Here is a 12,368-nt window from a genome sequence, read left to right on the forward strand (position 1 = left end):
CCGCCACATAGAGACCCCAGCCTGCGCTGGGGTGACGTGATTGGGAATGGGGCGAGCCTTACCCGATCGACTCGATCACCGCCGCGCGCAGCTCTGCGATGCCCATGCCCTTCTCGCTCGACGTCGAGATGACGTCGGGGTGCGCGGCCGGGCGCTTGCGGACTTCCTCACCGACCGCGGCATAGACGTCGTCGAGTTCGGTCGCCTTGATCTTGTCGGTCTTGGTCAGGACGATGCGGTAGCTGGTCGCCGCCTTGTCGAGCATTTCGAACACCTCGCGGTCGACATCCTTGATGCCGTGGCGCGAATCGATCAGCACCAGCGTCCGCTTCAGCACCTGCCGCCCGCGCAGATAGTCGTTCACCAGATAGCGCCATTTGCGGACCATGTCCTTGGGCGCCTTGGCGAAACCGTAGCCGGGCATGTCGACCAGCCGCAGTTTCAGCGGCGTGCCGATGTCGAAGAAATTGAGCTCCTGCGTCCGCCCCGGCGTCACCGAGGTTCGCGCCAGCGAGGTGCGGCCGGTCAGCGCGTTGAGCAGCGACGACTTGCCGACGTTCGAGCGCCCCGCGAAGGCGATTTCCGGCACGTCCGGCGACGGCAGATGTTCGAGCGACGGCGCGGACTTCAGGAACTGGATCGGCCCCGCAAAGATCTTGCGCGCCGCTTCGATCTGTTCGGGATCGAAGCGGTCGTCGCCCGGCGGCGGGGGTGGCAGGTCGTTCACTTCGCGGCGGCCTGCTTGAGTGCCGGATGCCGCGAATAGAGCAACTGCTGCTGGGCGATGGTCAGCAGGTTCGACGTGATCCAGTAGACCTGCAAGCCCACCGCGAACGGCGCCATGATGAACATCAGCACCCACGGCATCAGTCCGAAGACCTGCTTCTGCATGTCGTCCATCGGCGCCGGGTTCAGCTTGAACTGGAAGTACATCGAGATGCCGAGCAGCACCGGCACGATGCCGATCGCGAGGAAGTGCGGCAGCGTGAAGTCGAGATAGCCGAACAGGTTCAGGATCGTCGCCGGATCGGGCGCCGATAGATCCTTGATCCAGCCGACGAACGGCTGGTGCCGCATCTCGATGGTCAGCAACAGCACCTTGTACAGCGCGTAAAAGATCGGAATCTGGATCAGCGTCGGCAAGCAGCCCGCGACCGGATTGACCTTCTCCTCCTTGTACAGCTGCATCATCCTTTGCTGCAGCTGCGGCTTGTCGTCCTTGTACCGCTCCTGCAACGCCTTCAGCTTGGGCTGGATGGCGCGCATCGCCGCCATCGACGCGAACTGGCGCTGGGCGATCGGGAACATCAGCCCGCGGATCGTGACGGTGAGCAGGATGATTGCGACGCCGAAATTGCCGACCAGACGGAACAGCCAATCGAGATAGACGAAGATCGGTTCCTCGACGATGCGGAACCAGCCCCAGTCGATCGACCGCGAGAAATAGGGCACGCCCTGCGCCTCATAGGCGTTGAGCAGCTTGTTCTCCTTGGCACCCGCAAAGAAGCGCACGCTCTGCGTCAGCGCCTGTCCCGGCGCGAGCGCGGTCAGCGTCGGCGAACGATAGTCGGCCTGATGCCGCTGGTCGCCGCCCTTCAGCGTCAGCGTGTGCTGCACGCCCTGATCGGGGATCAGCGCGGTCATCCAGTAATGATCGGTGAAGCCGAGCCAGCCGCCCTTGGCGTTGAAGCTTTCGGGGGCTTCGTCGATATCCTTGTAGTCGACGTCGAACTTCACGCCGTTGCCGGCTTCGTAGACCGGGCCAACCTGGATCGTCATGGTGTCCTTGTCGACCGGCGCGCCGCGGCGGCTGAGCAGGCCATAGGTCGCGACCTGGATCGGCTGCGGTCCGGCGTTGGCGACGCTCTGGCGGACGGTGAACATGTACCCGTCATCGACCGAGATCTGCATCTGGTAGCGCTGCGTGCCGACGGTCGTCGACAGCGTGATCGGCGTCTGCGGGGTCAGCTTGGTGCCGCTCGCGGTCCACAGCGCGTCGGCGGGCGGGGCGGAAACGCCGGTGCCACTCCAGCCGAACTGCGCGAAATAGGCGTCGGCGGTGCCCGACGGCGACAGCAGCCGCACCGGCGGCGAGTTGGCGGCGATCGTTTCCTTGTGCTTCACCAGCACGAGATCGTCGATGCGGCCGCCGCGCAGGTTGATCGACCCCTGCACGCTGGGCGTTTCGATCGCGATGCGCGGGGTTTCGCGCAGGACGATCGCCCGGTCGCGAATCGCGTTGGCGGTGTCGGCGGCGGGATCGGTCGCCGGGTTGGCGACAGGCTTGCTCTTGCCGTCCTCCAGCTTCGTCACTGGCGGGTTGGCAGCTGGGAAGAAGTGGTTGGCGATATACGGCCAGCCGAACAGCACCAGTGCGGCCAGTACCGCGAACAGCAGGAAATTCTTCTGGTCGTTCTTCACGCGAAATCCTCAGGCTCTAAGGCACCGGGTCGTGGCCGTGCCCGCCCCAGGGATGGCAGCGCGCGATGCGTTTCGCGGCCAGCCAGCCCCCCTTTGCCGCGCCATAGCGGGCAATGGCGGTGATTGCATAGGCCGAACAGGAAGGTTGATAGCGGCAGGAGGGCGGCAGGATCAGCGACGGCCCCAATTGCCATGCGCGCGCGACCAGCATCAGCGCGCGGGCGGCAATGCCCGGCCGGAGCGATTCGCCGTCGCCGGTCACCGCCGGACCTTGCGCAATGCCTTGGTCAGATCGGCCTTGAGATCGTCGAAGGGACGTTCGATCCCGCTCGCCCGCCCGATCAGCACGTGATCGGCACCAACGATGCCCAGATCAGGCAGCATTTCGGCGGCAAGCGCGCGAAAACGCCGCTTCATCCGGTTGCGGACGACGGCGTTGCCGACCTTCTTCGATACGGTAATGCCGATTCGCATCGCATCGGGCGATTCGGCCAGTTCGTCCGCACGGCGCTGTCGCACCAGCAGGACGAAGCCGGGCATGGGGGCCCGGCGTCCCGCATTCGCCGCCAGATAATCCCGGCGGCGAAGCATTTTGGTTAGGCCGACAGCTTCTTGCGGCCGCGCGCACGACGGGCGCGGATCACGTTGCGGCCGCCCGGCGTCGCCATGCGCGAGCGGAAGCCGTGACGACGGGCCCGTACCAGGTTGCTCGGCTGAAAAGTCCGCTTCATCACTCATTCCCCGGGTATTCAAACTGCTAGAACGTAAAAAGCCGCCAGTGACGGCGGCCGCGTGGTCAGCCCCTTAGCGATGCACCGGTCCCAAGTCAACGGAGGAGGCGAGGAGATCGGCGCGCAGCCGCCGCCGCCTGGCGCTGGGTCGGCGTAGCGCCCGGTCCGACAGCGCGCGCATCCGCGGGAAGCGGCGCATGGTCCGGGCGAAGCGACGCCGCGCCCGGCGCGAATTGCGCAGGATCAGCGCCAATCCCGCGGCGAAGGTAAAGATCCCGACCGGTCCGGGCAGCACCGCGACCACCGGCGTGGCGAGGATCAGCAAAGCACCGAGCGCCAGAAGAAGGATCTGCATGATATGCCGCCATGCCACCCGTGTGTTGCCGGTTCAAGACGGTCGCGGCGCACCGTCGCTTGACCGCGCCGACCCGATGCGGGACACGACCGGTCAAGGGGAACAGGGGCATTCATGGTCGCGATCGTATCGACGGCGGCGTATCTCGGGCTGGAGGCGCGGCGGGTGGAGGTGCAGGTGCAGTTGGCACCGGGGCTGCCCGCCTTCGTCGTGGTCGGGCTGGCCGACAAGGCGGTGGGCGAGAGCCGCGAACGGGTGCGCGCCGCGATCGCCGCAATCGGCCTCGCGCTGCCGCCCAAGCGGATCACGGTAAATCTGTCGCCCGCCGACCTGCCCAAGGAAGGGTCGCATTACGACCTGCCGATCGCGCTCGGCTTGTTGGCGGCGATGGGGGTGGTCGATGCCGAAACGCTCTCCGACTATGTCGTTGTCGGTGAACTGAGCCTCGACGGGCGGATCGCGGGATCGCCCGGCGTGCTGCTGGCGGCGATGCTGGCGAGCGGGGAGGGGCGGTCGCTGATCTGCCCGGCCGAACAGGGGGCGGAAGCGGCATGGGCCGGCACGCCGGTCGTCGCAGCACCCGATCTGCTGTCGCTGCTCAACCATTTGAAGGGCGAGCAACTGCTCGGTAATCCGCGGCCCGGCGGGGCCGAGGACGGATGGCATGGCAACGACCTTGCCCAGGTGAAGGGACAGGAGACCGCCAAGCGCGCTTTGGAGATCGCGGCGGCGGGTGGCCACAATTTGCTGATGGTCGGGCCGCCGGGGGCGGGCAAGTCGCTGCTCGCGTCGTGTCTGCCGGGCATCCTGCCACCGCTGGATGCGGCCGAGGCGCTGGAGGTGTCGATGGTTGCGTCGGTCGCGGGGACGCTGACCGGCGGGCGGATGACGCGGGTGCGGCCGTTCCGGTCGCCGCATCATTCGGCATCGATGGCGGCGCTGACCGGCGGGGGCCTCCGGGTAAAGCCCGGCGAGATCAGCATGGCGCATCTGGGGGTGCTGTTCCTCGACGAACTGCCCGAATTCCAGCGTGCCGTGCTCGATTCGCTGCGCCAGCCGCTGGAGACCGGGCAGGTCAGCGTGGCGCGGGCGAACGCGCATGTGACGTTTCCGGCGCGGGTCAAGCCTGCAATGCACGTAAACTGAAAATCTGGGAAAGAAGGCGCAGATTTGCGTGGGCTTGGCTGCTATGGGGCAGAAATACGGAGTAGCCTGAACCGATCGACCCCTGTCGCTTAGCTACAGCGTCCCTGACTGCTAGAACGGACGTAGATGGCGGGCGCCCCATCTGAAGCGACACCGATCCTGCCACCGAAGTTGTCAGAGGTTCGCATTAATCGCGGTTTGTCGGAAGTCGCCGTTAGCAATGGCCAATAGTAGCCGATACCGCGAGCCTCATTGAACGTGTATCGACCGTTAGCTGCTTGCTCCAACCGCAACGCCGGGCTTACGGAAAGCCGATAGCCATTCTTGTCAGGCTCTGCGCGGTAACTGAACGAACGACCAGTTCCGTCTAAAATGTTGATACGATCAGGCAGTACAGAAAGAGACGGAGCATTTCGAAAACGGTAGCATCCCCATACTGTGCGCGGATCGATTGGGTCACGACGGAGGAACAGTGTGCCTAAGATGAATAGTAGAAGGAGCGGCCCCATCAGGATCGTCCAGCCGAGAATTTTGGCACGAACAGGCACGGTTCGAAAAAGGTCGTTCACATAGGCCCTATGCCATCACTACACGCAGCCGTCACGCGTCGACCGCACATTTGCAATTACCCGTTCTATCTAACTGACACGCCGCCTGCCATAACTAACGAGCTATCGGGTTGCATTGAGACGGGAAACGCCACCACGCGTCCGACTGAAAATCTTCAGGTACTTCGTCCGCCCAAGGATCCAGACCAAGTCGCTCGATTGCATCGAACCATTCGTCACGTTTGGAAGGTGGCAGCTTCTGACCGCACCAAGGGCAGTAGAACAGGCACTGCTGCGCCGACCCAGCCGCGACCCAGTATTCGTCAAAACGACTGTCATATTGAACTGAGCCCCAGTCGTTCTGGCGGTGCTCGTCCATATGGCCCCGCGATGCGGAAGCGTTGGTACACTTAGGGTCGGTTGGGGTGGCGTCCATCGCATAGCCTTATATGCCTGGTGGTCGAATGGCTGCTAGGAAGGTGCAATGCTTTTTGGTCCCGGCGATATTTTGTGTGTGGATTGGAGCGACACTCCAATCCGGGTCATACAGGCCGATGCAATTGAGACGTTTTACGACGCACAGATCGAGGGGGTGGGCTGGACGATGGCTCGCGCTCGAACTTCGACCTTTTACCGTATGCCCTCAAAGCATCTGAGCAAGACCGTCGTGTCCGCAACCCCGTGCCCGTACTCGATCCAGGAACAGGAGCGGTTCCGGCCGGACCTGCCTATGCGCTTGTTTCGGCACCGCGATGTATGCTGGACGGACAGTCTCGATGCTCTGATTGCATTAGATGTGGATCACGAAGTGGCCTCGTCTGAAGTAGCATTGATCCCGTTCGGTAAAAAAGGCGCGGCAAGGAGGCCGGTTCGCGTAAGAGGTTCGAACGGCAGTATCACGATGCGGACCATAATAGAGCAAGCCTGCGCGGCACAGGAAGTCGCTACGCCTGATGTTGGGGGTGTTGGTCTATATCGGTCTGGCCTCGTCGGCGGCATTCCATCCTATTATCTTTGGGGTGCCATCGATCAAGCCGGCAACGCTGCGTGAAACTGTTTGCATTGTCGACGAACGATTATCAATCGCGTTCAGCGTGCTGAACAGCCGGCGAAGGCGGGCTAGTTTCGCAGCCTGCGGACCAACTGCTCCCAAGCGTCTTCGGTCCTTGGAAACGGATCAGCTGGTGTCGGTGCGTCTGTCACGGCTTTCATTTCCGGTCCCCTACGTCCGCATCGATCGCATCGGATACGGTGGCCGAGACTTTCCAATTGCGTATTCCAGCCCCGACAAAGCGCGTATCGGCAGAACCGGAAAGCATCATAGACATGAACTTTTCCGCACCGGCAGGTGACGCGTAGGTTTGCCTTGTGCTTGACGAGGTCGTGAAGGCTTCGGAGCCGGGTATTGGCAGACACGTCACAGCGGTAGATTTAGCTGGTTGCGGTCCGGCTGGGGCTGGATGAGCCGGTACAGGATATCGCGTGCAAGCCGTTCGGCCGCGCGTCCCTTGTACGACGGATCAGCAGCAAGCAGCCCGGCTAGCTTGCTGGTGGAGGTACTGGCTATGATCTCGGCCAGCGTTCGAGGTTCGATTCCATCCATGCTCAGATGAGAACATAGTAAGAACGATTCGGCAAGGCTTCTGGCTTGCACCTGCCGTGCCCTACCCGCCAACGCGATGAGGATCGGCCGAACCGTGGGTCGCGGGTTTACCCGACACCCAAAGCTCGGCCGATGCAATGAGTTCAGATTAACGCCTCGAACAGCGACTGAGCCTCCGCCGTACCAGCAACCGACCCCACCCGGCTGTAGACGAAATAGAGTTTGCCGCCGATCTCAAAGCTGCCGTCAAATTCGACTGCGTTCAAACGAGTGCCGTCGCTACCGAAGACAGTGACGCGCCCACCTTCGGCGAGGTCGATCGCGTTATTCCGTCCGAAATCGATCCTACCGTTGCCGTCGTTGTCAGCCAAAGCTGTTGTTGTAACGATGAAATCATCATCGTAGAAATCTACAATACGATCGTTACCCAACTGTGGGCCATCGAAAAGGAAAATGTCAGCCCCGAAGTATCCACCTTCGAGAATATCCGATCCTTGACCACCGACAATTAGGTCAAACCCATCCCCGCCGCGAAGATCATCGTTCCCGGCTCCGCCAAGCAGAACGTCATTACCAGCCCTACCATCGATAAAGTCGTTGCCTCCAAGGCCGCTTAGGACGTTGTTGTAACCGCTGCCAGTGATTGAGTTGGCCAGTAAGTTACCAGTACCGTCGATATCGCTGGGTCCGAACAGTACCAAATTCTCTAGTTCGCTACCGAGTACAAAGCTAACCTCAGAATAGACCGTATCGACACCACCACCGCGAACCTCGACGATTTCGTCACCCAGGTTGTCAACTGTGTAACTGTCGTTGCCGCCGCCGCCGATCATGCGATCAGCACCGCTGCCGCCATCAATATTATCATTGCCGCGGCTACCGGTGAGCGTATCGTTTCCGCCTCTACCCGCGAGATAGCCACCCCGGCTTCCGAGGCTTAGAACATCGCCATCGTTTCCACCAATCAGATTGACGATCTCAAAGTTCGAGTAACTGCCACGATTAGATTTGATCGAACCATCGGAGCCAACCGTAAACGAGCTCGATCCGGCAAGTGAACTGAAATCTAAGAATAGCGTGTCGGTGCCACCAGCACCGTCAAGGTCGACTGCTGATCCGATGAATTGTCCATCGAGGCGAAATTCATCATTACCGGAGCTACCGGTAAGCGTGACCTTCTCCAACTTACTGAAGTATACCGAACCGATTGAACCATCGAGTTGGTCAGTGCTATACCCGCTAATTCGAACCGACAGCGGTTGTTCGTCGTCGGTCGCGTAGGTCAGCGAGTCGATGCCGGCGCCACCAGAAAGCTGGCCCGAGACATTTTCGGTGATCCTAAACTGAGTATCCGACCCGCCGCCGCCAATTGAAAAAGACTCAGCGCCACGCACAGTAAGACCTGAGGAAAGGGATATCTTGTCATTAATGTCGATTACTAGAAGCGACGTCCAAGTTTCCCACGATCCACCAAACGAGTCGAAACCTGTTCCCAAGTCGAATTCGCCTTGGACGGCATTGGTGTAGACGCGATCGTTGCCGCCACCCGAGCGAACGTTATCAGTCCCGGTACCGGTCTGAATCGTGTCAGCCTCATCACCTGTAACGATATTATCGTTTCCAGAGCCAGTATAAATTGCGAACGCTTCAAAACTTGTGAATGAACCGCGACTGCTGGTTATCGAATTACCATCGTATATCAGACTAAAGTTGGCTGACAACTCTGAAACGTCAACCGAAAGCGCGTCGGTTCCGTTTCCCCCGTCAAAAGTTGCGGTTAGTGCACTTGAGTTCGAACGTAGTCGTAGCTTGAAGAGATCATTCCCCGATCCTCCCGCGACGGATACCTCTTCGATGTTGATAAACGTCAGCTGGGGATCGAACGGGCCATAGCTCACCTTGCCAAAGAAGGTTCCGCTATTAAAAATGTCGTCTGCGTTAACCTCCATCTGGCCGGTCGTCTCGAATGCAACTCGAAGGCTATCTCTTCCTCCTGCCGCATCTACGAACGTCAGAGTGTCAAATGGTTTAGTGTACGCGATATCGTCATTTGCGTTCGTTAGGGTAAACGTCCCCGTTCGATCAACGATCGTAGCCAATTCGCCTCTCCCCGCCCATTTGCCGCAGCACAAGCCGCAGCTATGCATTGGTTGTTAACCAGGTTTTGAGGCGGCACAAGGCGTACTGTGGGGTCGGCGCCTTAACGGGCTTACAGTCCGTCGATCATCGTTCTAAGTGCCGCCGCAATCTCGATGGATGACTGGAATTTGAAGTGCGTACCATCTGAGCGGACATAGTTTGATGCGGGCGACTTCCAGATGTTCTGGTTGTCTGGGTCAGCGCAGTAAGTGCGGACGTTCAAAACGCGATCGATGCGACCTGCTGATACCTCGGCCGGCAGCATCGCGTTGTGCTGGTCGACTTCTCCGCCAGCGACGAAGTTGCCAACCGGGGTAAGCGTCGATGCCGATATCGTGCGGGGCGGAACGGTGAACGCGATTACCTTGCAGCCCGCCGCCTTGGCCGCCACCCACATCTCACGTCGACGCGCTACAACGTCAGCGGCCGGAGTGGACGTGCTGTGGTCGTTATTGCCCATTGCCTCGACCACAATGTCGCTGAGCTTCAGCAGTTCGGTTCGCAGCAGGTTGCCGCCTGCGGTCAACCAGCCGCTGGCCAGCGCGGCACTTAAGCCGCTGTTGCACATCGCCACTGCCTGAATGTCGGCTTCCACGTTGACCGACGCACGGCTGAATAGACCGCGACCGCCGGTGCCGCCGTTTGAGCCATAGGACGGACTTACATCGGGATCGCCAACGCCAGCCGAGTTACTGTCACCGACGACGAACACGGATTTCTCCGTGCCGGTGTAGGTCCCCCGAAGGTAGAGGGGTAGGACGTGGCCGGTGTTGCTGGATTGCCCGGTTCGCATGTTGTTGTTGACGCCGCTGGTCGTGTTGCCGACCGGCTGGGTTAGCGCGCCTTGCGCGTCGATCTGCGCCGTGACGGCTGCGTCTTGGGTAGTGGCGCTTGGATAAAGGTAGGCGCCGTTTCCGGTCCATGATGCGGACGTGCCGATCATGTAGCAGGTGTTCATCGGCAGGCGGAGATTGGTCGCGGTGGCCTGCGCGCGGAGCCAGATACGGCTATTCTTGCCAAGCGCAGCCAGCACGGGCGCAGGGATCGCAATGTTATCCGACCAAACAAGAATGTCGGTGGGGTTCACGGTGACCGATCGCGAACCAGCGAAGGTCACGGGATACGTACCGACGCCCTCAATCTCTAGGGCGACAGCATCGACCGTGAACGCGACGCTGACCGCTGCTTCGCCGGTCGTAATCATGTAGCGCGGCGACACGCCGATGGAGAGGCTGGATACCTTGCCTCCGAGTAGGTGGAACGTCCGCTGTTGCAGGCGATCGTTGGTAGAGGTCACGGTTCGCGAGAGATCAGCCGTTCGCTGATTGGTTGCGACAATGCGCGATCGCGCCTGAGCGACAGCGCTGCCCAACACCCTCATTCGTCCACGGCGGCTCAGCCGGTTCCCCAACTGGCGCATTAATAGCAGGCTCGAATGTCGGTTGCGGTCGTACCGGTCGCCATCACCTGCACGACCTCGAACAGCAGTTCGGTCATGGGTGGCAGGTTGGGGAACGTCTGCGGGGTGGCGTCCTGGCTGCAACGCAGAACGACGGTTCCGCCGCTAAGGATGAGGATGCTCTTCGTTCCGACGAACGAGGCACTGTCAGAGGGAATGATGACGCGCGTTGCTTTGGTGGGCGACGACGGCGTGTTCGGGAATTGGTTTGCTTCGTATGCCATCAGTTACTTACCAGATGGCATCACAACTGCGATTGGATCGCGGTATCGGTCAGAGGTCAGTCGAGGTCCGACAAAGCATGCCCGAAGAACGACGCCAACGGGTGGAGGGGATCGAGCGACAGAAAGTGGATTATCGTATCGCGCAGTATGTCGCGCTGCTCTTCGTCCGTCAGCACGCTATGAAGCTCGGCAGGATCGCTCACCATAGCTTGAGCTTGGCCCCCAGGATGTGCCGTTGAGACCGCATCTCGGCTTTCAGCCTTTCAATCTCGAAGCGCTGCGCCTTCAGTTCGCCTTCAAGTCGCTCGATCGTAATGACGGCGAGATCGGCTGCGTCCCTGATCGCCTTCGTGCTGTCGTTCATCGACGGCCTCCACGGTTGAGCGGTTTGCCCTTCGCTTTCTTCAGCGCTGCGGCTTGGATCGCCGGTAGCGATGCCATAATCTGCTCGACCACCTGCTGACCGTACTCATCGCTGGTCATGTGCGTTGCTTCGTCAAGGACGGCTTCAATCCGTTCCAACTTGGTTCGTAGGTCGGCGATCGTCTGCGCTTGATCGTTTTGCCGAGCGATCACAGTTTCGATAAGCGATTGCATCAGTGCCGGATCGGACTTCGGCGCGCTAGCCGGTTCGTTGTATTCCATGTGGGTTATCCCCCTCTGTTTTAGTTGATCCGTGGCTTGCCGCGTGGGCAAAAGAGCGTCGATGTAAGCGATCGTTCCGGTCCCCAGCCTCTTTGAAAGCGCTGCCGTAGGGTGGGTACGCTGACCTGCAAATCGATCGCCGCCTTGGCGAGCGTGACCAGTTCGCCGTTGAACGGGACCAACGGACTCTTGAACGTGTGCGGTTTGCCGTTTCGGTCAGTCCTACGGTAACGGCCCACGCCCCATCCGAGATCGGTAACGGCGTTCGTTGTTGGGCGTCGGTTTAGCAGGTTAGCAGTGCGGCTCACCCAGCGGACGTTGCCGGGGTAATAGCCCTTGTTGTTGTTGATCCGATCGAGTTCCAACCACGGGTACGGCTTGGGTCCGATCTCCTCGAGAAACGCGGCGAACCCGGTCTCTATGCACTCCCACTCGGCGCAAACGAAAATGCCTCGCCCGCCGTAATCGCCATACTGAGGATGGGTCACCCGGTTGCACCGATCGACCGCGTTCCGCAGTGCCTGATACTCTCGCCAAAACTCCGCCTTGAGACTTACTACCTTCGATCTGCTCGCCATTGCGCCACCAGCTTGTATCCGCCAGCGTTGTCGCTGCCTCGATACTTACCGGTGGGGATAAAGCGCTTATGTATGTATATAACTGCCGAATGGAGAATTGCTTCGACAAGAATGGTACTCGATCAAAGCGGCGGATACTCGGCACGACATTGAAAAGTTTATTTCACATTTAAGTAGCGGGCTTTCTCCTGGCGGGACGGGCGTGGAGAAATTGGCTTGGTCCATACGTCATGTCGAACGTTGCGTAATCCTCTTTGAGAGCGAAATTGACGATCACCAAACAACCTGTCGCGCGGGCCTTCTCGATGACGCAGTTCCACTCGGCCGACGTGAGCCGGTAATAGCGCATGGCCATTTTGACGATGCAGGCCTTCTCGCCTGGGTGCCAAGATGCAGCCCAATAGCGCCCGCGGATATGTTCGCGCATCCAGGCATCGAGAGTTGAACAGCCCCCAGCGGGTGGTCCGGCATGTTAGTTAGTGCATTGTCGTCTCCGCCGCCATTGCCGGGCGTAGGTGG

At 60.5% G+C, this 12,368-nt stretch carries 17 protein-coding genes and 1 pseudogene; 2 read left to right on the forward strand and 16 right to left on the reverse strand.

Annotated elements, in window-relative coordinates; translation table 11 throughout:
• Window positions 1-58 precede the first annotated feature (58 nt).
• The 6 genes from yihA to ACTHQV_RS02945 form a co-directional block, all read right to left on the reverse strand.
• Window positions 59-727, reverse strand: coding sequence for a ribosome biogenesis GTP-binding protein YihA/YsxC (yihA, locus tag ACTHQV_RS02920; protein WP_440488277.1), 669 nt, complete (start codon window positions 725-727; stop codon window positions 59-61).
• Window positions 724-2,421: a membrane protein insertase YidC gene (gene yidC / locus ACTHQV_RS02925; protein ID WP_440488278.1), complete on the reverse strand. Its 1,698-nt coding sequence runs from the start codon at window positions 2,419-2,421 to the stop codon at window positions 724-726. The genes yihA and yidC overlap by 4 nt, the downstream gene beginning before the upstream one ends.
• Window positions 2,422-2,437: 16 nt before the next feature.
• Window positions 2,438-2,650: a membrane protein insertion efficiency factor YidD gene (gene yidD / locus ACTHQV_RS02930; RefSeq protein ID WP_440488309.1), complete on the reverse strand. Its 213-nt coding sequence runs from the start codon at window positions 2,648-2,650 to the stop codon at window positions 2,438-2,440.
• A 29-nt stretch (window positions 2,651-2,679) separates the two neighbouring features.
• Window positions 2,680-2,961: a ribonuclease P protein component gene (rnpA, locus tag ACTHQV_RS02935; protein ID WP_440488279.1), complete on the reverse strand. Its 282-nt coding sequence runs from the start codon at window positions 2,959-2,961 to the stop codon at window positions 2,680-2,682.
• Between the two features lie 56 nt (window positions 2,962-3,017).
• Complete coding sequence (gene rpmH, locus ACTHQV_RS02940) at window positions 3,018-3,152, reverse strand: 50S ribosomal protein L34 (RefSeq protein WP_055760664.1); 135 nt, start codon at window positions 3,150-3,152, stop codon at window positions 3,018-3,020.
• Window positions 3,153-3,225: 73 nt separating this feature from the next.
• A complete protein-coding gene (locus ACTHQV_RS02945; protein ID WP_440488280.1) occupies window positions 3,226-3,507 on the reverse strand; it encodes a hypothetical protein in 282 nt (93 codons plus the stop codon).
• A gap of 114 nt (window positions 3,508-3,621) precedes the next feature.
• Here ACTHQV_RS02945 and ACTHQV_RS02950 point away from each other — a divergent pair.
• Window positions 3,622-4,632 (forward strand): annotated as a pseudogene (locus tag ACTHQV_RS02950) (YifB family Mg chelatase-like AAA ATPase); the annotation flags it as partial.
• A gap of 684 nt (window positions 4,633-5,316) precedes the next feature.
• Here the strand turns inward: ACTHQV_RS02950 and ACTHQV_RS02955 are convergent.
• Entirely contained in the window at window positions 5,317-5,580 is a 264-nt protein-coding gene (locus ACTHQV_RS02955) for a DUF6980 family protein (RefSeq protein ID WP_440488281.1), read from the reverse strand.
• A gap of 105 nt (window positions 5,581-5,685) precedes the next feature.
• Between ACTHQV_RS02955 and ACTHQV_RS02960 the strand changes: the two genes are divergently transcribed.
• Window positions 5,686-6,252 carry a hypothetical protein gene (locus ACTHQV_RS02960; protein ID WP_440488282.1) on the forward strand — a complete coding sequence of 189 codons (567 nt, stop codon included), beginning with the start codon at window positions 5,686-5,688 and terminating at the stop codon, window positions 6,250-6,252.
• Window positions 6,253-6,618: 366 nt separating this feature from the next.
• Here ACTHQV_RS02960 and ACTHQV_RS02965 read toward each other — a convergent pair whose 3' ends face one another.
• The 9 genes from ACTHQV_RS02965 to ACTHQV_RS03005 all read right to left on the reverse strand — a co-directional run bounded on the left by ACTHQV_RS02965 (window position 6,619) and on the right by ACTHQV_RS03005 (window position 12,276).
• A complete protein-coding gene (locus ACTHQV_RS02965; protein ID WP_440488283.1) occupies window positions 6,619-6,804 on the reverse strand; it encodes a DUF6771 family protein in 186 nt (61 codons plus the stop codon).
• Between the two features lie 143 nt (window positions 6,805-6,947).
• A complete protein-coding gene (locus ACTHQV_RS02970) occupies window positions 6,948-8,903 on the reverse strand; it encodes a hypothetical protein (RefSeq protein ID WP_440488284.1) in 1,956 nt (651 codons plus the stop codon).
• A 110-nt stretch (window positions 8,904-9,013) separates the two neighbouring features.
• Window positions 9,014-10,240 (reverse strand): SGNH/GDSL hydrolase family protein, encoded by a 1,227-nt coding sequence (locus tag ACTHQV_RS02975; RefSeq protein WP_440488285.1) that lies wholly within the window; start codon window positions 10,238-10,240, stop codon window positions 9,014-9,016.
• A gap of 122 nt (window positions 10,241-10,362) precedes the next feature.
• The gene (locus ACTHQV_RS02980) at window positions 10,363-10,626 is read right to left on the reverse strand and encodes a spike base protein, RCAP_Rcc01079 family (protein ID WP_440488286.1); all 264 of its coding nucleotides are present in this window, start codon (window positions 10,624-10,626) and stop codon (window positions 10,363-10,365) included.
• A gap of 56 nt (window positions 10,627-10,682) precedes the next feature.
• Window positions 10,683-10,832, reverse strand: coding sequence for a hypothetical protein (locus ACTHQV_RS02985; protein WP_440488287.1), 150 nt, complete (start codon window positions 10,830-10,832; stop codon window positions 10,683-10,685).
• A complete protein-coding gene (locus ACTHQV_RS02990; RefSeq protein WP_440488288.1) occupies window positions 10,826-10,990 on the reverse strand; it encodes a hypothetical protein in 165 nt (54 codons plus the stop codon). Before ACTHQV_RS02990 ends, ACTHQV_RS02985 begins: the two co-directional genes overlap by 7 nt.
• Complete coding sequence (locus ACTHQV_RS02995; protein WP_440488289.1) at window positions 10,987-11,271, reverse strand: hypothetical protein; 285 nt, start codon at window positions 11,269-11,271, stop codon at window positions 10,987-10,989. The genes ACTHQV_RS02990 and ACTHQV_RS02995 overlap by 4 nt, the downstream gene beginning before the upstream one ends.
• Window positions 11,272-11,291: 20 nt before the next feature.
• On the reverse strand, window positions 11,292-11,759 hold the full coding sequence (locus ACTHQV_RS03000; RefSeq protein WP_440488290.1) for a hypothetical protein: 468 nt from the start codon (window positions 11,757-11,759) through the stop codon (window positions 11,292-11,294).
• 259 nt (window positions 11,760-12,018) lie between these two features.
• The gene (locus tag ACTHQV_RS03005) at window positions 12,019-12,276 is read right to left on the reverse strand and encodes a hypothetical protein (protein WP_440488291.1); all 258 of its coding nucleotides are present in this window, start codon (window positions 12,274-12,276) and stop codon (window positions 12,019-12,021) included.
• Window positions 12,277-12,368: the final 92 nt, after the last annotated feature.

The sequence above is a fragment of the Sphingomonas sp. SAFR-052 genome (genome assembly GCF_051965015.1).
Lineage (GTDB): Bacteria > Pseudomonadota > Alphaproteobacteria > Sphingomonadales > Sphingomonadaceae > Sphingomonas.

Excerpts from the sequence above, each read along its gene's own strand:
- rnpA (WP_440488279.1), bottom strand. The coding sequence starts at position 2,961 with ATGCCCGGCTTCGTCCTGCTGGTGCGACAGCGCCGTGCGGACGAACTG.
- rpmH (WP_055760664.1), bottom strand. The coding sequence starts at position 3,152 with ATGAAGCGGACTTTTCAGCCGAGCAACCTGGTACGGGCCCGTCGTCAC.
- ACTHQV_RS02945 (WP_440488280.1), bottom strand. The coding sequence starts at position 3,507 with ATGCAGATCCTTCTTCTGGCGCTCGGTGCTTTGCTGATCCTCGCCACG.
- ACTHQV_RS02955 (WP_440488281.1), bottom strand. The coding sequence starts at position 5,580 with ATGGACGAGCACCGCCAGAACGACTGGGGCTCAGTTCAATATGACAGT.
- ACTHQV_RS02960 (WP_440488282.1), top strand. The coding sequence starts at position 5,686 with ATGCTTTTTGGTCCCGGCGATATTTTGTGTGTGGATTGGAGCGACACT.
- ACTHQV_RS02965 (WP_440488283.1), bottom strand. The coding sequence starts at position 6,804 with ATGGATGGAATCGAACCTCGAACGCTGGCCGAGATCATAGCCAGTACC.
- ACTHQV_RS02980 (WP_440488286.1), bottom strand. The coding sequence starts at position 10,626 with ATGGCATACGAAGCAAACCAATTCCCGAACACGCCGTCGTCGCCCACC.
- ACTHQV_RS02985 (WP_440488287.1), bottom strand. The coding sequence starts at position 10,832 with ATGGTGAGCGATCCTGCCGAGCTTCATAGCGTGCTGACGGACGAAGAG.
- ACTHQV_RS02990 (WP_440488288.1), bottom strand. The coding sequence starts at position 10,990 with ATGAACGACAGCACGAAGGCGATCAGGGACGCAGCCGATCTCGCCGTC.
- ACTHQV_RS02995 (WP_440488289.1), bottom strand. The coding sequence starts at position 11,271 with ATGGAATACAACGAACCGGCTAGCGCGCCGAAGTCCGATCCGGCACTG.
- ACTHQV_RS03005 (WP_440488291.1), bottom strand. The coding sequence starts at position 12,276 with ATGCGCGAACATATCCGCGGGCGCTATTGGGCTGCATCTTGGCACCCA.